This is a genomic window from Xenorhabdus bovienii, assembly GCF_024721015.1.
In the GTDB taxonomy this organism is placed as follows: domain Bacteria; phylum Pseudomonadota; class Gammaproteobacteria; order Enterobacterales; family Enterobacteriaceae; genus Xenorhabdus; species Xenorhabdus bovienii.
Genome location: NZ_JANAIF010000068.1, coordinates 1 through 19,074, shown reverse-complemented (window position 1 = coordinate 19,074; position 19,074 = coordinate 1). Strand labels below are relative to the sequence as shown.

Annotated in this window: 8 protein-coding genes and 3 pseudogenes; 7 read left to right on the top strand and 4 right to left on the bottom strand. The window is 44.4% G+C overall.

Annotation, left to right across the window (positions count from 1 at the left end):
- Positions 1-977: 977 nt before the first annotated feature.
- From NXS07_RS22230 to yegD, 7 genes and pseudogenes are all read left to right on the top strand, one after another.
- A pseudogene (locus NXS07_RS22230) lies at positions 978-1,300 on the top strand (IS1-like element transposase); the annotation flags it as partial.
- Positions 1,301-1,641: 341 nt separating this feature from the next.
- Complete coding sequence (locus NXS07_RS15375) at positions 1,642-1,773, top strand: hypothetical protein (protein ID WP_258087083.1); 132 nt, start codon at positions 1,642-1,644, stop codon at positions 1,771-1,773.
- Between the two features lie 10 nt (positions 1,774-1,783).
- The gene (locus tag NXS07_RS15370) at positions 1,784-3,118 is read left to right on the top strand and encodes a reverse transcriptase domain-containing protein (RefSeq protein ID WP_258087082.1); all 1,335 of its coding nucleotides are present in this window, start codon (positions 1,784-1,786) and stop codon (positions 3,116-3,118) included.
- 101 nt (positions 3,119-3,219) lie between these two features.
- A pseudogene (locus NXS07_RS15365) lies at positions 3,220-3,588 on the top strand (IS1 family transposase); the annotation flags it as partial.
- A 542-nt stretch (positions 3,589-4,130) separates the two neighbouring features.
- Positions 4,131-5,813 (top strand): ShlB/FhaC/HecB family hemolysin secretion/activation protein, encoded by a 1,683-nt coding sequence (locus NXS07_RS15360; protein ID WP_038221503.1) that lies wholly within the window; start codon positions 4,131-4,133, stop codon positions 5,811-5,813.
- A gap of 80 nt (positions 5,814-5,893) precedes the next feature.
- Positions 5,894-10,138: a hemagglutinin repeat-containing protein gene (locus NXS07_RS15355; protein WP_258087081.1), complete on the top strand. Its 4,245-nt coding sequence runs from the start codon at positions 5,894-5,896 to the stop codon at positions 10,136-10,138.
- Positions 10,139-10,586: 448 nt separating this feature from the next.
- Entirely contained in the window at positions 10,587-11,939 is a 1,353-nt protein-coding gene (gene yegD / locus NXS07_RS15350) for a molecular chaperone (protein WP_258087080.1), read from the top strand.
- Positions 11,940-12,054: 115 nt separating this feature from the next.
- Here the strand turns inward: yegD and NXS07_RS15345 are convergent.
- The 4 genes and pseudogenes from NXS07_RS15345 to NXS07_RS15330 all read right to left on the bottom strand — a co-directional run.
- Positions 12,055-12,159 (bottom strand): annotated as a pseudogene (locus tag NXS07_RS15345) (IS6 family transposase); the annotation flags it as partial.
- Between the two features lie 44 nt (positions 12,160-12,203).
- Positions 12,204-12,752 (bottom strand): cupin domain-containing protein, encoded by a 549-nt coding sequence (locus NXS07_RS15340; protein WP_051862882.1) that lies wholly within the window; start codon positions 12,750-12,752, stop codon positions 12,204-12,206.
- Between the two features lie 106 nt (positions 12,753-12,858).
- Positions 12,859-13,056: a hypothetical protein gene (locus NXS07_RS15335; protein ID WP_038214826.1), complete on the bottom strand. Its 198-nt coding sequence runs from the start codon at positions 13,054-13,056 to the stop codon at positions 12,859-12,861.
- A 318-nt stretch (positions 13,057-13,374) separates the two neighbouring features.
- The coding region (locus NXS07_RS15330; RefSeq protein WP_258087079.1) for a non-ribosomal peptide synthetase at positions 13,375-19,074 on the bottom strand (5,700 nt) is incomplete at its 5' end.

Below are 19,074 nucleotides of genomic sequence, written 5' to 3'. Positions count from 1 at the left end.
GACTAAGCGTGGTTGCTTGCATGGCAGTTTCTACGGTTATCATGGTCAGTATGCGAATTATAAATCACAAACATCGATTCATGCCCTATGTTTATGTGCCGAATGCGTCCAGTTAATCGGATTGGTCAATTTAGACCCGTTTGCCCTGCTTTGTTAAAGTCGTCATTTTCAGCTGAGTTAAAAACTGATGCTTTGTATATTTGATAAAACCAGACCCTTGCGCGGTATCGCCATAAACCAGAAGCCATTACCGTTCCAGCCTTGTGCCACGCGTACCCAGCAGGACATGCCATCATCGGCTTTGTCGTAACGGTTCCAGTGGAAGTGGTTTTTAATCGCCCCGTCTTGTAATCATTTTTCCACCGTGATCGGTTGTGTCGTTTAATAACACAATGGTTTTGTTAGATATATTTTTATCCTATTTTCAAAAAATCATCATATGCTCTTAATTGATCAAAACATCTAAAAAATTATAAATAAAAGATTCACCATGTCAGTTTAAATGAATTAAACAAGATGATAAAAACTCACTCTCTTTATCTGTGATATTTTTATCATTTATTTTTAACTCATAGATCCTTAATAAAAAAACATGATTTCCCAATGGTATGAATTTTATCTGCATTGCTGTTATTTCCATGTTATCAATTTTTCTGAAAAGGCATTGACATTACCATGTTATATTATCTTATATAACAAATCGTCTGTATACTCACCCCGATTAAAATGGAGTAAGTAAAATCTAAAAATTTTCAATTAATTATTTTTAGCATATTCATATATGTTATTCCTTAGAATGATATTAACATACCTATGGATAGTTTATTTTTTTCATACTTAATTTCTCCATTCGGATATTCAATCCATTTATTTTCTTTATCTTGAAATGATTTTCTAATTTTAGAAATATCCAATTTTGGGTCATGTATTAAATAGTTAGTTATTGTGATAGGCTCCCCGCCTTTTAAGGGTAAAACATGGCCAAAGTTGACGTCTATTGCCGTTATTGTCACAAATCAGAGCATGTCAAAGGACATGGAAAAGGGAATGGCGGGTATCCTCGTTATCGTTGCTATACCTGCTGTAAGGTTTTTCAGTTGGAATACACTTATCAAGCCTGCAAACCCGGCGTTAAAGAGCAGATTGTCGACATAGCGATGAATAATGGGGGGAATTCGTGACACCACTCGGATCCTGAGAGTCGCAACAGCTACTGTTATGAAAACGTTAAAAAACTCCCCCGAAACGTAACGACGCTGCCCTTGATGGAAATCACATTCAGCTTATCTGTGAAATAGACGGTGCGCTGGGAAAAGCTGCACTGTTTCTTGCGGGTGAAAGCCCCGTCGTAGAAGATTAGCCAGATCACTACGTAGCGAGTCTTGCATCTCCGGCGGTAACAAAGGAGATGAAGCGTAGACAGCGAAACATTCGAGCCGAAACCAATAGGTGAACGTGATAACTCCGAAATTCGCTGATTGTGTTGTGCCGATGGTATCGTCGAACCAGCAGGCAATAGTTTCTGAATGGGCACACTGGTGATTTTTTTTTCCAGTCAGAAGCACACACCGGAGTCTCAGGCGTCGGCGAGTTTGTAGAGAACAGTGCGGAACCCAGGAGATCCTGACACCTCTCAAGGGAATGAGTATATCGGGCACAAGTGCCAAAACACAAGGCCTGAGAGATGGGTATCAGGAAGTCGGAGTCAGCCATAGTAGTGATGAAACGAGTAATGATCGCGGAGCGAAGGGCTGGCAGACAGATCGAACGTGAGAGGGAAACAATGACCGTACACAGCAACGACGGACAATCATGGTTAACAAAACTTGAGCGTATAGGCAAGAAATCAGCCTGCAACAAACAGCAGGTGTTCAATAATTTAGGGCATCTGCTGAACAGTGACATGCTGAAAGGACAGTTCCTACGGCTTGACGGGAATAAAGCGGTAGGTATTGATCGCATGACAAAATCCGCTTACGGGGAACATCTTGATGGGAATATTCACAATCTCATCCTGCGAATACGCAGAGGGACGTATCGCCCGAAAGCCGCCAGAATCACGCAGATCCCGAAAGAGGATGGTAGTAAACGGCCACTGGCGATTTCGTGCATAGAGGACAAACTGGTGCAACTTGCGGTCAGTGATATTCTCAGCCGAATTTATGAGCCGCTGTTTCTGCCGTGTTCATACGGGTTTCGGCCGGGATTAAATTGTCATGCGGCATTGAAGGCACTACAACAGCAAACATACCGTAACTGGAATGGGGCGGTTGTGGAAATTGACATCCGCCAGTACTTTAACACGATACCTCATATTGAGTTGATGAATTTACTGCAGAAGAAGATATCAGATCGCCGTTTCCTCAGACTCATTAAGGTCTTAATAACGGCACCCGTTATCGAGGGTAAACAGATATCCGACAATGTGTGCGGATGTCCCCAAGGGTCAATCGTATCGCCAGTACTTGCCAATATCTACCTGCACTGTGTGATAGATGAATGGTTTGATGAAATCAGCCGTTCACACATTCATGGTCGGGCAGAAATGGTAAGGTACGCTGATGATATGGTGTTTACCTTTGAGTTCCTGAGTGAGGCAAAACGCTTTTATAAGATATTACCGAAACGACTGAGTAAATACGGTCTGGCGTTGCACAGTGACAAATCGCAATTAATTCCGGCGGGCCACGTTGCAGCAATGAGAGCTAACCAGTCTGGCGGACGCTTACCTACGTTTAACTTTCTGGGATTTACCTGCTATTGGGGGATATCGCGAAAGGGTTTCTGGCGACTGAAGTTGACCAGTCGAAAAGACCGTTTTGCCGCCAAATTGAAGGGACTCAGGGACTTCCTTTGGAAGAACCTGAATACACCTGACAAAAGGCGTGTTCTGACCATCGTCATCAGGGTTATCAAAGGCTGGATAAATTATCACGGTATTTCTGATAACCAGAGACGAGTCGGGCAATTTATCTACCAAAGTAAGCGGGTACTCTACAGATGGTTCAACCGGAAGGGAGGACGTCGGGGGCTAACGTGGGAAAAGCTGACTCTGATCCTGAAAGTGCTGGGTTATCCTTCAAGCTGGAAAGTCCATTCAATGTTCAATTCTTGCTGAATAGGTGTGACGACCGGGGTCTGTCGGGAGCCGGATGCGGTAGTTCTGCATGTCCGGTTCTGAGGAGGGATCTGCCCGGGTGACTGGGTAGGTCTACTCACCAGCAAGGGTCATTTGTGGGGAACAAGAAAAATCAACGCGGGCTTTGGTATGCTTGGGAACCCCGTCTAAAACGAATAGTGGCCCATGTTTTTGGCGATCGCAGTAGAAAAACGTTAGACAAGCTACTGGCTCTTTTATCGTCCTTTAATATTCGGTTTTACTGCACAGATGATTATGTTGTTTATGATAACCTTCCCGAGGAAGATCACCTGACTGGAAAGATGTTTACTCAGCGTATAGAGAGAACGAATTTAACTCAGCGTACTCGAGTAAAAAGACTGAATAGAAAAACTATCAGTTATTCAAAATCCGAAGAAATGCAAGATAAGGTGATAGGGACTTTTATTGAGCGTGAGTACTATTTTTGATATTCAATCTAACTATTTAATACATTACCTAAAAATTATCTTCTTAGGTTGCGAATCAAAAGAATACTCCCCTTTCTTTATTTTACCTTTCGATGGAATGAATCCATAGTCAAGGTTGAAATAAATTTTTAATCTTGACTGTTAATGCAATGTGAGGATTTACCTAATGTGTTATGACAAAAAATAAGAATAAATAAGATAATGATATTTTATAGATTTTAATCCGTATGGCGGTAACTTTGAGGTTTTTTAAATACTTAATCATAATATGTATATAGTGTGGTTAGGCATATAGAATGCAACTTAATGATTAAATGTTAAATAAAAACAACTGGTTATTCTTATTGCATTTAAATGTTTCGCTGTGAGTTAATTTAATTTATTTTTTCATTGTTTACATTCTGTTTATAGTTTGTGGCTATTCATCATGGCAATATACAAACGCTATTTATAGGGTCAGGGGGTTAGAATGTATAATTTAAACACATGAGTTTAAATTGACATTGTAATATTTTTTGCTTATTTATTATTACGGTAGCTCTATGAACGAAAGGATAATAATTCCCATTCTCTTAATATTGTGCAGTCCTTTTCAGGCAGTGGCCTTATCTGAAAATATTGACAATACTTCATCATCATTTATGGATGAAGATATGAAAACATTGCAGGAAAGTTCAAGAAATATCAGAGGACTACTTGAAAAACGCAGTCACCAGAGTTTTATAAACCGTGCGGAGTCGGTTCCAGAGAAAAAAGAATTACAGGCATTTACGGGAATTGGACAATGTTTACAGATTAGTGGTGTCTACCTTAAAGGAATAACTTTATTATCATTGAAAGATCTAACAACATTAAGTGCTATACCGACTACCTGCATTACTAGTAATAATATAAATAAATTAACCTCCGAAATTGAAAATATTTATATTAAAAAAGGTTATGTCACCGCACGTTTGCAATTTGTTCCTCCTTCCCATGATCGGAGGTTAGGGATAAATGTGATTGAAGGTTTTATTGAGGGTATTGAAGGGGGAACCCGTTGGACTAATAGCCAAACCCTTTTCCCTCATTTAACGAATAAGCCATTGAATCTCAATCAGCTTGATCAAGGATTGGATCAGGCAAATCGCCTGCAATCAAATAAAACAACAATTGATATATTACCCGGAACTAAGAAAGGTGGTTCCATTATTAAGCTGCATAACCAGCATTCTTCACCGTGGAAAGTAGTTGTTAAAACTGATAATTATGGACAGAAAAGTACGGGAGAATGGGTCGGTAGATTAAATACCAGTTTTGACAGCCCATTAGGACTATCAGATTTCATTAGTTTTAGTGGAAGCAATACGTTGGATAAACACAACACGAAATATAGTAGAAGTTATATTCTACTTTATTCAATTCCCTATGGTGATGCAACAATCAGTGGATTCAGCGGTTATTCCGAATATACCAGAAATGCTGATTTACGGATGAGCTCGGTAAATTTCCACGGAAATTCTCAACAATCAGGGGTACGCTCTGATTGGGTGTTTTATCGTGATCAAATGCAGATAGATACACTTAGTACGCAATTAACTTATAAAAATAGCAATAACTACATAGAAGATTCAAAAATTGCTATTAACAGCCCGACATTGAGCGTGTTTACATTGGGGATAAGTCACCTGAAAATTACTCCAGGAAGATTGATTATCCTTGATGCAAATATTGAGAAAGGAATGCGGTGGTTTGGTGCGCAGACAGCCGCTCCTTTCCAAGATAAGACGTTCATCAAAGGAAGTTTGTCTGCGAAATTACAACAGCATTTTGCGTTGTTTAATTTACCTTTTCAATTCAATACCCAATTCTATGCTCAGTACAGTCCAAATAGCCTACCGGGTATTGAATGGTTAAATATTAGCGATAACAGCGCATTGCGTGGGTTTAGTAAAAATTCTGTATCCGCTGATAACGGTTGGTATCTGAGGAACACCCTTTCCCATTCGATTCCCATACCTAAAGGTTCAGTTACATTAAATATCGGTGCAGATATTGGTCAGGTTCTTGGCTATAAAAGCAAAGTTGGTTGGCAAAGCAGCGCTGGATTGAGTACAGGCATTACATTGAATTACCAAAACCTGTTCGCTGATGTTGAGCTAAGCCAAGGAAAAATTCTATCCCATCAAAATAAGAATGCTGGTGAGCTGATACAATTACTGACTCGTTTTTCTTTCCGCTTTTAATCTTTGTATCGTGATTTTTGCGAAATTTTCATTTTTGCTCGAAACACATAATCATCATTGAAAACCATTGAGGGAATTACATGAGAAACAAAAGATTTAAATTATCTCCTACAGGGCAACTTGCTGCATCCATGGCCATTATTCTGGTTTCCAGTTCAACGAGTTTAGCTAATGGTATTACCCCGGGAGGTGATTCTGCACATCAACCAGGGACGACTAATTCAAAGACAGGAGCAGCAGTCGTTAATATTGTCGCTCCTTCACAATCAGGGCTGTCACATAACCAATATAATGATTTTAACGTCGAGCAGGCGGGTGTGGTTTTTAATAACTCATTGTCGGCTGGCTCATCAAAGCTGGCAGGAGAATTATCTGCTAATAGTAATTTGGGTGGACATACAGCAAAAATCATTCTAAATGAAGTGATTAGCCGCAACCCTTCTTTAATATTGGGGAAACAAGAAATTTTTGGTATGGCGGCTGATTATGTGCTGGCAAACCCGAATGGTATTACTTATCGGAATGGGGAATTTATTAATACGAATCAAGTATCACTGGTTGTTGGTAATCCACTGGTTGAAAACGGATTGTTAAATGGATTTAGCACCTTGGATAATAAACATTCCTTAAATATTGGGAGTGCGGGTCTTGTAAAAAGTAGGATTGTAAATCTTATTGCTCCAAAAATCGACAATCGTGGTCAAATTATTGTGACGAAAGATATTAATATTATAACGGGTAATAACCGTGTCTCAACTGACGGAAAAGTATTGGATTCACAACAGACAAGCGCGAATGTACTTGATAGTTATTATCTTGGTAGTATGCAGGCTGGACGTATTCGATTGCTGAATACTGCCAAAGGAAATTGGGTTAATTTGCAAGGGACAATGGTCGCTGATGACAGTATCAATGTCGATTCCAATGGAAAGCTTAAATTGGAAGGTGCCATAGTGAAAGGAAACGATGTTAAATTTAAAGCTGAACATATTTTATCTCAAGGAAATATTAATGAATATTCATCAGAGAGTCATGGTAAAGATAATTATCATAATATTTTCGGTGGTATTGATGCTCATCAAAAACAAACTAAACAGTCGCTCACTCGGACTAAATTAGAGGGTAAGAACATCACCCTTATTTCCAATCAAGACAATCAATTTATGGCAACGGATATTGAGGGAGATAATGTTACTCTAAGTGGCGAAAATCTGAAATTAAACGGACAACAATTTCATCAGAGTACACAAGAAACTGAGAATAAAAGCAAATTTTTGTGGAAAAATAACCGCAGTAATACAGATGAACAGTACCAGCAGAAAGGTAATACCATTAAGGCTCATGGTAATATTAAATTAATTGCGAACAAAGGTGACTTAGAAATTTCTGGCAGTAAGATTGGTGCTGGCGGAAAAATGTCACTGTCTGCCAAAAATGATGTGAAATTAGCTAATCTGATAGAAACAAAAATCACGACTGAAAAAAAATATCAACGGAACGAGACAGCAGGATTAACAACAGGAGAGAGCTTTAAACGTAAAGTCAGACAAAAAAATATCTCCAGTGAGCTGAACGCAGGTGATGATTTAGGCATTAATGCGGGCGGAAATGTTGAAATTGTTGGTGCGAAGATTCATGCTAAAAATAATTTGATACTCAAAGCAGATAAGCAGGTGAAAATTTCCACACAATCTCTCAATAACATTGATACTGATGACAATAAAACAAAAAATTGGGGCGGTGTCGCTGGCGGAAAAAATAAAAATAATCACTATGAAGATAAAACGCAGGTATCTTCTGAAATTACTGCGGATGGCCGTATACTGTTGACGGGAAAGATGGGGATCAATATCACTGGCAGTAAGGTGAAAGGGAAACAGGGTAGTTATTCTGATGCAGTTGATGGAGAATTAACTATTGATAATGCAGTAAATAATACCAATAAAAATATTAATGAAAGAACAGGTGCGATTTTTAACATTACTAATCAATCAAATAAAAATAATAGTAGAGAAGAGCGTTCAGTAAAGAGTGAAGTAACTTCTGATGCGGATCTAAAATTAATTAGTAATAAAGATATCAATGTTATTGGTAGTTTAGTTAAAAGTGCAGATGAACTGAATATTAATACACTTGGAAATCTCAATGTCCATTCTTCTGATGAGAAAAAGAGTGGTTCTAAAGAAATCAGTTCTCTGAATTGGAAAAACCATTTTATTAAGCCTGATGTTAAAGAAAGTAGGTCAATTAGCGTTGAAGTCGGCCTGAAAAATACCAGAAATGATTCGAAATATGATGTTACTGAACAAAAATCATCGGAATTGAATGGTGGAAATATCAAGATTAATGCTGACAAAGATGTTTCTATCACTGGCTCAGATATTATAACAAAAAAAGGGAATGCTGATATCAAAGCTGATAATATTTCTCTGCTTTCGGCCGATGAGTCAAAATCTATGGATAAATCGCATTCAATACACAATTGGGATGTGGCTGTTACACCTGATAGTAATAAATTTGAAGCTCACTTTAAAGGGACTAAACAAAGCGAAAATAATTCCCAGAGTCAGAAAACAAGTAAAGTTTCAACAACAAATATTACTGGCGATCTCAAGCTGAATGCGACAAAGGAATTAAAGCAACAAGGAGCTCGGCATAATGTAGCAGGTAATTATGACGCTAATGCCGGTAGAGTTAATAATCTGTCAACAGAAAATACAGAATCAAGTTCCTCAACTAATACGCAGGTGAAGAATAAATTTGGTATTTCAATTAAAGGTAAGAACGCTCAACCTTATTCTGATGTTGATCTTAAAGCTAACGGCAGTAGACATTCAGAAAATACCAGCAAGACAACTCATGATACCACTTTGATCAACGCTAATAAAATCAAGCTCGTTGCCGATGGTGAGATTTATGATCAAGGAACGCAATATCAGGCGACCAAAAACGATATCGTTTTGCAGGCAGATAGCCACAAGAGTGATGCGGTGTTCAATCATGAGGAGAGAAAAACTTCTGATACCACGGGTGATGCTAATCTGGAGGTTGGTGTTAAGCCTGTTATTCAAAGTACAGAACTCAGTGGTAAGGGAAAAGGAGACACACTGTCGCATTCTCAATCCAGTACTGATGCAATTACCGGTTCTCTTAAGGCTAAAAACGGCATTACAATTCGGATGAAGCATGATGCTGTATATCAGGGAACATCTATGGATGCAGGTACTGGTAAAGTTAACTTAGATGTGGAAGGAAATATCAACATCAGTCAGGCCGATAACATCAAGCAAGTCACTGAGAAGTCTTATAGCGGGGATGTTTCAACTAAACTGGAAGCCAATATAAAACCAGTTTCCTCTGATGCCGGTGGCAAGAATATCGCGAAGACTCAAAGAACGACTATGGCAAAAATCAGTGAGATCCATGGAAAACAGGGCGTCAGTTTGAACGCTGGCAATAATTTGACTCTGCAAGGTGCCAACGTTGATGGAGAAGATATAAATCTAACCGCAAGGCAGGGTAATATTGAACTGACGTCAGCCCAAGATACATCCAATAATGATAATTTGAGTATGGATGTCGATTCTTATGCGAATTTGGGAACAAATAACAGCACTAGCGATAAATATGGTGTAGGTATTAATCCGAAATTAGCAAAAAACCATCTTGATACGACGATTAATCATAATAGCCATATTGCAGGTAAAAAAGTTACGTTGGTCAGTGATAAGGATACCTTCCTCAAAGGAGCGAATATCACAGCAGATAAAGTAACGAGTAATATCAGCGGTAAACTCAATATTGAAACAGTTAAAAACACGACCCATAGCCAAAATATCAAGGTAAGTATCGGTTCTGACTCTCCAAATGATGTTCAGAGTACTGATGTGGCAAAAGCAGACGTTAAGAAGAAGGAAATTTTCAGTAAAACGGCTTCTGCTTCACCTGAAATTAAAAACAAGCTGAAGGCCACTTTGGATATGGATACCAAGGAATCATTAGCTGAACAGTCAGGTATTGAAGGGACTGAAGAGGTTAATCTGAATGTTACTGGCAAAACCTATTTGACAGGTGCCAACATTGACAGCAAAAAAGGTTCCGTTAAGTTGAATACTCAAGAGATCTTTAATCGGGCCAGTACAACATATGACAAGAACGAAAAAGACAGAGTTGAATTACCGAACTCTCTTACAAATTTTGTTACTGAAATACCGGAATATATTTCAGATATTACATCAGGGAAAATTCCATTTGTGAAAAAACAGAATCATGAAACTAAAACTCAGGAGCTTCAGAGTACAGTCAAAGGGCATAAATTAGATTAAACATCTTTTAAAATTAATCTAAAAAGTACAGTGACGCAATAAATTTGTGCCACTGTACTTATTTAATCGTATATCTATGCTTTGGTATTATTAGGTCATTTTTCAACAAGCAAAGAAAATTATGATTCAGTAGATAATAATTTTTTCATCATATCCCCAGAATTTATAAATCGAGAAATATTAATTTAAAACTTAAATATTTTTTTGATTAGATGTCAAAAACAATAATAATTAAGTCATATTTAATATAAAAATAAAACAGTTATCTCTTAAGATCCTGTATGTAAGTGAGGAATAACCCATTTAAATGGTCGTGCTATCTCTATTTATAGATCACATTTGTCATAGTACTATCATTTGCGATTGAAAAGTCGCTCGCTCACCCATCTGATTTACGATAGCATTTGCGGCCTTTTTTACGATTTTCTACGATTAGAGGAGGCAACATATGTTCATCGGTTTTGACTATGGCACATCAAATTGCTCAGTAGCGAGGATGATGGGGAATACACCACAACTGCTTGCTATTGAGCATGACAATTTCTACATGCCTTCAACGTTAGCAGCTCCGACTCGTGAATCGGTTTCTGAACACTTATTTCGTCACCGGAATATCCGACCCGGTAATCAAGTGGGGGAGCAGCTTCTTCGCAGCGCGATGGCTACAAATCGTGAGGAAGGTATCGAGCTTCTTTCGGAAGATATCGTCTTCGGGCAGGCGGCGTTGAATCGATATATGGAAGATCCGCAAGAAATTTACTACGTGAAATCGCCGAAATCTTTCCTGGGTGCAATGGGGTTGAGAGAGATACAAATCAGCTTCTTTGAGGATTTGGTCTGCGCCATGATGGCCAATATCAAACAGCGGGCAGAAGCTAATACACAGCAGATCATTGAAGAAGTGGTGATTGGGCGGCCGATTAACTTTCATGGTCGTGGCGGGGATAAATCTAACCAACAGGCTGAGACCATTTTGCTTCATGCTGCAAAGCGTGCTGGGTTTCGCAACATTGAATTCCAATTTGAACCTGTGGCAGCAGGTTTGGAATATGAAGATACCCTGACCGAAAACAAAATTGTTCTGGTGGTCGATATTGGCGGCGGAACAACAGATTGTTCCCTCATCCAAATGGGGCCAGACTGGAAAGGGAAGTCTGAGCGCAACGAGAGTCTATTGGCGCATAGTGGGCAACGTGTCGGCGGTAATGATTTAGATATCAATCTGACCTTTAAACAATTGATGCATCCTTTTGGATTGGGAAGTCAATTTGTATCAGGCATCGAGATGCCACTGACCCAATTTTGGAACCCCATTGCCATCAACGATATACAAGCGCAAAAAGAATTTTACTCTCGTGAGAACCTGAGAGCGTTAAAATCTCTGCATATGGAAGCACAGGAGCCAGAGAAATTAGCGCGATTATTGAAGGTATATCACGACACATTGGGATATAGCCTAGTCCGCAGTGCAGAAGAAGCCAAAATTGCCCTCTCGGATCAATCTGAGCATCGTGTGAAATTGAATCTACTATCGGAAGTGATTGAGATTGATCTTCATCGTGATCAAATGATTACAGCGATTGAATCTACCAAAGACAAAATGGCTAAATTAGTCAGTGAAGCGGTGGAACAGGGTGGCACTAAGCCAGATGTTATCTTCATGACCGGTGGTTCAGCGAGCTCCCCGATCCTTCGCCAGGCGGTGGAGCAAGTATTGCCGGGCATCCCGCTGGTCAGCGGTAACTACTTTGGTTCAGTGACTACCGGTTTAGCGCGTTGGGCAAAAGTTTGTTTCGCTTAATGACGTGAGTCTGATTATCGTAGTTTCGATAATTATCTTTGATATTTGTAAGGCTCCGGTGACCTACGAGTCGTTGACACCCTCGCACTGGGCGAGGGTTTACAGCGGATTTTGCTAAATTCCGTAAACTCAGCGAGTAAGCCGGATACCAGCGTACACACTGAGTAATAATATCAACAAGATAATGTAAACGTTTGAAGGTATTTCGTATTAGAGACATGAGCAGATCACAGAGTAAAAGACAGAATATTACCTAACCTCACCTTATGCGACAGAACTACTCCTTTTCCTTAATTTCAAGCGGTTGTCTTTTTTTTCCGGTAATGGTAAAGGGACACTTTCTATGCCGTATCGTCCTGCAATTTCTGGGCAGGTTACTGGTTGACCTATGTTTTCCACAAATGTTGTATTCAAATCAATAGGTGCATCAATTGCCTTCCCATCTTCAAAAAACATTTGTTCCATTCCCGGAGGTGAAAGCATAATGAGCATTCGTGTATTTTCATCTGTTTCATTACGAAAACCGCGGATTTGTCCAACAGAAAAGTTTAAAAAAGCTCCTTGTTTTCCATACATTGTTTCAGTCTGCGTATAAAAAACCATTTCACCTTCTAGTATGAAGAAAGCTTCTTCCTCTAATTTATGGAAATGAAATGGAGCACCTTTCCCTGGTTCAACAATGACTTCAACCAGACTGTAACGACTATTGGTTTCTGCACCAGTAGCTATAACTCGATAAAAATTACCTTCTGATAACAGCCATTGTCCTTCTTTTGCGCTTTTGTGAGAAAATTTGAGCAGCTCGTTGTGCATTTTATTCCACCTATATTCAAGTAATCAATATAATGTTTTATTATTTTAATGTATCAGATAATTGCATAATGCAAAACCATGAAAAAGGTGAAAAGGTTTTGTCGTGTTAACGGTGGCAGGTTAGCAAAAGTCGTGCTGCCAATTTTTTAGGGGGCCTGTGGAAGAACCCACGAAAATGACGAGTACTGGAGCACTTATCGTTCCAAAAATGTTGTTTCATATGCTCTTCCAGTATCAACGACATGGCATCAACATCAAGTTCCCCGTTACTTTTTTTGAAATGATAGCGGCCAGCAAACAGCATGTGGCTCCAGGCTATTGGCGATATCCGGGTAAATTCATCAATAACCTCCTGAGATACGCTGCTGATAGGTTTTCCTTATATTACTCTTAAGTTGATGGTAAGCCTCGGTACGGTTATGCCATCTCCTACCCGTTGACTCTGTTGCCTGAGGTGATGCGGGTGCTGGCCCGATGCTGAAGCCGGAACACCTCTTTCTGGTGCGAGAGCCTGTCGACATGCGCCGGGAGATTGATGCCCTGACCCAACGTATCGAGGGGTTAAACCTGCGCTGTGACCTGGATGACTAGGGAGGTTTCCACCTCTCTGACAAGTGCTTACTCATTTATCCGTCCGACCAGATCCGTGAGGTTTTACATATCCGAACCAACCCGCAGACCTTGGGTTGTTCGCGTAATCCAATTTTTGCCATAGCCCAGTAACAAAGTGCTCAATCTGCGGGCTGGACAACATGGTCATATGGTTACCGGGTACATGCATAGTGCTGAGTTGAGCAACGTGCGTATTCCACAAAGTTTCGCGCGTTTTCGTTTCATCCACATCTCCCTCTTCTGCGTTGATCAGATGAACAAGACCCTCATAGCGGGTACGAGGTGTATAGCAAGTGTTCAGATTGGCTTGCATGACGCGAACGACACCTTGCAGCAGTGACGTTGGTGTTTTAGCTGGGAAGAGGCCTGCATTTACCAGAGCACGAAGTAGGTATTGAAGCTGTTCATCCGGAGCCAGATCGCCAAAATCCTGCTTTGTAAGCGGCAGCGGTCGATCCAATATCATATTGTAGATCTCAATCAGCTTCATTATCGTTTCGGTACGGTTGACTGGCTTGGGAGTACGACCTTGCGGATCAGGTTCATCGGTATCGACGAGAATAAGGTCGGAGACTTGTTCCCCTTCTGCTTGCAGTTGCAAGGCTATCTCAAAGGCGATCCAGCCACCGAAAGAATGACCCAGCAGGTGATAGGGACCATGGGGTTGCGTTTGACGGATGATCTGGATATAGGCACGAGCGGCACCTTCGACACTGACATAGGGAAAATTGTGTTCGTCAGTCAGGCCCAGGCCGCGTGCCTGTAAGGCGTAGACTGGGAGTTGCTGTGGGAACGACAGCGCCAGTCCGAGGAGGCTAGAGGCGCTGGCACCTGCACCGGGCATGCAAAATAGCGGCGGAACCGACCGAGACCCGCTTTGGATGATAACGCGTGGGTCGTAGGGAGGCGCGGGCAGTAAGTGCTCGGTGAGTGAATCCGCTATCTGGTTGAGCGAAGGGGGACGCATGATGGAGAAATGCGTTCCACCGATAGCGTGGAGTGTCGAATCAGTGCCGACGATATCATGCCAACCGTGCCAAATTTCCCCGTTGAGTGCCTCATCCGCGGTATACAGGTGGATGGGCAAGGGGGATTTTGGCGCGATATAGTCTTGACCCAGTTGTGTAATGATCTCGGAGGTGTATAGGCGAAGGAGGATATCCTCGCGTGTGATACTGGTCGGCAGCCATTGGTGTTCAATACAGCGGTCAAGGATTTGGTTCACATCACTGAGATCGTGAAGTTCTTCTAATATCTGCTCATCATTAGCGCCGATTTGAGCACGCAGTGAGTCAATGATTATCTCAATTCGTTTTGCTTCCTTGTCTACTGGCTGGTCGGTGGTGATTTCTAGCCCATTTATGGAGTTATAGGAATCGATCATACCGAGAAATTCTACCGTCTCGCCGCAGCTCATGAATTGTTGCGCCATCTCATAGGCGATCAAGCCACCAATTGACCATCCGGCGAGACGATAGGGGCCTTGTGGCTGGACGTGACGAATAGCCTGAATATGGCAGGCCGCGAGCGCCTCAAGCGACGCTGGGGGATGCTCCAGCGTGTGGATGCCAAGGGCTTGCAGCGCATAGACGGGAAGCTCAGGCGGCAGTAAGGCTGCCAGTGGCGAATAGACCAGTGGATCGCCGGAAGTCTCGTGTACCAAGAACAAGGGTGGCAGGCAGCCTGTTGGGGTTAGCGGCACGGGATTCGCATCGAACGGGGACGTTGATTGGGCAAAACGCTCGCCAATGGCTATCGCCAGATCACACAACGTCGGATGAGCGAACAAGGTGGTCAGCGGAACCGCCATGTCTTGCTCGCGCATGCGGTTCAGCAGCTGCACAGCGAGCAGCGAGTGACCGCCAAGCTCAAAAAAGTGGTCGTGACGACCGACCCGCTCCAGTCCTAATAAGTCTTGCCAGATCTGCGCCAAGGCGGTTTCCGCCGCACCGATCGGGGCCTGATAGCCATGCGCCACCACGGCGGACGAATCAGGCGCGGGGAGCACCTGACGGTCAAGTTTGCCGTTGGGGGTCAGCGGGAAGGATTTAAGCGTCATAAAGGCGCTGGGCAGCATGTACTCGGCGAGGTGCTGGGCAAGCTGCTGGCGCAGTTCAGCGGGAACCAGCTCAACGCCATCCAGAGGCCGTACATAGGCGACCAGACGTTTCTGGCCCGGCTCGTCTTCGCGTGCCAGCACCACCGCTTCGCGCACGCCGTGACATTGCATCAGTTGCGCCTCGATCTCACCGAGTTCTATACGGAAGCCGCGCAGTTTGACCTGAAAGTCATTGCGGCCGAGATATTCGATATTGCCGTCGGGGCGCCAGCGGCCGAGGTCGCCGGTCTTGTACATGCGGCCGTCCGGTGTCGGGGAGAACGGATCGGCGGGGAAGCGTTCGGCGGTCAGTTCGGGGCGGTTTAGGTAGCCACGGGCAACGCCGGCACCAGCGATATGGATTTCGCCGGCCACACCAAGGGGGACGGGCTGACCATGTGGGTTGAGAATATAGATCTGGGTGTTGGCGATCGGGCGGCCGATATGACTGGCAAAGCCCTCAGTCCGGTTCATCCGTATCCAGGTCGAATAAGTTGTCGTCTCAGAGGGACCATACAGATTGCACACATCCTGTACGGATGAGTGGGCAAACAAATGCTCAACAACGTGCGGTTTCAATGCTTCACCGGCCAAATTGACCGTCCGGGCGGTTGCGGGAACCGCGTTAACCTCGATCAAATGCGCGATGGCCGACGGCACGGTGTTGATCAGGCTGACCGGCTGTTCGGTGGTGACCAGCGACAACGCATCAGGAACGAGATGAACCGTGCCGCCAGAGACGAGTGGTGCAAAGCATTCGTACACCGCTAAATCAAAATTAAGTGAAGTAGCGAAAAGCGTATGTGCCAATTCCTCTGGGCTGAAAGTCCGCTGCGCCCAGATGAGGAAATTCACGGTATTACGGTGAGCGATCGCCACCCCTTTGGGTAAGCCAGTAGAACCGGAAGTGTAGATCACATACGCCAGATGGCGTGACGTCAGCCCCAGCGTCTGCGGCTCCGGATTGTCAGTTGGTTGTGCTGCCAGAGCCGGTTCTTGGGCGTCGAGCACCACCGTAGGCACGGGGCTGATCAGTCTGTTAACCCATGTCGTCTGGGTCAGTAAGGCTACGGGTGCCGCGTCATCAAGCATATACACCAGTCGTTCGGTCGGATAAGCCGGATCGAGCGGCACATAGGCGCCGCCCGCTTTGAGAATAGCGAGCAGGCTCACCACCATCTCCGGGCTGCGTTCCAGACAAATTGCCACCCGATCATCTGGGCGCACCCCCAGCGCAATCAGATGATGAGCCAGACGATTGGCGCGGCGGTTCAGTTCTCCATAACTGAGCGCATGCTCCCCGCATACCACGGCGGTGGCATCGGGATGGTGCGCTGCCTGAGCTTCGAACAGTTGGTGGATCAGCGCGTTTTGCGGGAAGTCCGCCTGAGTCGCGTTGAAGTCCACCAGCAATTGTTGGCGTTCGTCTTCGGGCAGCACGTCCAAGTCCAGCGCAGGCGTATCTGGCGCTTCAATTAGTATCGATATCAATTGTTCTATCGCTCTTGTGAGATAGGTATTTATTCTATTTGGATCAATATCATTGACGGTTTGAGCTGACAGTACAAAATATTCACCATCATCATCAATGGACATTTCAAATGGGTAATTGGTGCGCTCGCAGCTATCCAAACTTGCCAGACCAAACAGATCCAGACTAGGTGTACGGGTATTTTTGTCATTACCATGTCGGAAATTTAGCAGGGCACTGAACAGGGACATGCCACCGAGTCCACTGCAACGCTGTGCAAGCGACAATGGGGTCTGTTCGTAAAGCAGCAGGCTGGCGCATGCGTCGTTCGTCATTTTGACGAGTTCATCTACGCTGCTTCCTCTTAGCTTCAGTCTCAAGGGCAGGGTATTGATGAACATGCCTAAAGCGCGTGCACTCCCATCAACTCCCGACATGCGGCCTGACAAAACGGTGCCAAATACAATGTCATCGCGTCCACTCATGCGTGCGACGACGAGCGCCCAAGCTGCGTGGAACAAAATTGCGGGGTTAGTACCAAAGCGGCGCGCTGTTTTACGAATGGCTTGTGAGAGTTCAACATCAAGAACCTTCCGTGCCGCCGCGTTATGCTCGCCATTCCCCTGAACATCAGCTAGGCCAAAAGGCGCGGTGACCTCATCGATATCGGCCAGCAATGTCCGAAAGAAGGCTTCCGCTTCCTGAGTTTTACCTTCCTGACGTGCATAGGCGACAAAGTTACGATAAGGAACGGATGGCAGTAAATCCGCGCCAAGTCCCATCAGGAAAGCGGTCGTTTCTGCGAGAAAGCACCGGAGTGAGAGGTTATCGTCGATGATGTGATGCAACTGGAACAAGACGTATAACTTGGACGAATATGGTTCGGTGGCGACTTGCAACCGTATCAGTGGAGCATGGGACAAATCCATGTGCTGATGTGACAGCGCCATGCGTGCTTGCATGCTGGCAACCACGTCACTATCGTCATCGAATGTCAGGACATTGACCGGCAATGGTGCGTGTCGATGTACCACTTGAACGGGTTGGGATAACCCGATCCAGTGGATAGACGTACGCAGAATATCGTGCCGGTCGATGACGGCTTGTAATGCCGCAATGAATGCATCGAGTTTTGTCTGGTTTTCGACGCTCAACAGCGACGATATAACGTATGGATCTCTGTTCGGCTGAAGCAGGTGATGGAACAGGATACCTTCCTGTAGCGGCGCGAGCGGATAGATATCCTGCACATGAGTCACTCCGTCGGGGATCGCGTCAGCGATGGCATCAATCTCAGCCTGGGACAGCGAGACCAGAGGCAGCATATCGGGCGTGATGGCGGTGCAGCCTTCGGGGATGCGATTGGGCGGCACCACGAAGGTGTCGGCGTCACTTTGGGACTTCAGGATAGCTTGCGCCATATCGAGGAGGACAGGTACGGAGAACACGCTGCGAACGTCGAGCTGCCAACCAAGGCCACGCAGCCGCTCAATCAGACTGACGATCATCAGCGAATGACCACCCAGTTCAAAGAAATGGTCGTGACGGCCGACCCGCTCCAGTCCCAACAGGTTTTGCCAGATTTGCGCCAGGGCGGTTTCCACCTCACCGACCGGGGCTTCATAGCCGCGTGCCACCACGGCGGACGAGTCGGGCGTGGGGAGCGCCTGACGGTCGAGTTTGCCGTTGGGGGTCAGCGGGAAAGCGTCGAGCGTCATAAAGGCGCTGGGCAGCATGTACTCGGCAAGATGTTGGGTAAGCTGCTGACGCAGTTCGGCGGGAACCAGTTCAACGCCGTCCTGAGGCCGCAAATAGGCGACCAGACGTTTCTGTCCCGGCTCGTCTTTGCGTGCCAGAACGACGGCTTCCCGTACGCCGGGGCACTGCACTAATCGGGCTTCGATCTCACCGAGTTCGATACGGAAGCCGCGCAGTTTGACCTGAAAGTCATTGCGGCCGAGATAGTCAAGATGGCCGTCGGGGAGCCAGCGGCCGAGGTCACCGGTCTTGTACATACGGGCGTCCGGATCAGAAGAGAACGGATCGGCAAGGAAACGTTCAGCGGTCAGTTCAGGACGGTTCAGGTAGCCACGGGCGACGCCGGCACCGGCGATATGGATTTCGCCAGTGACACCGAGAGG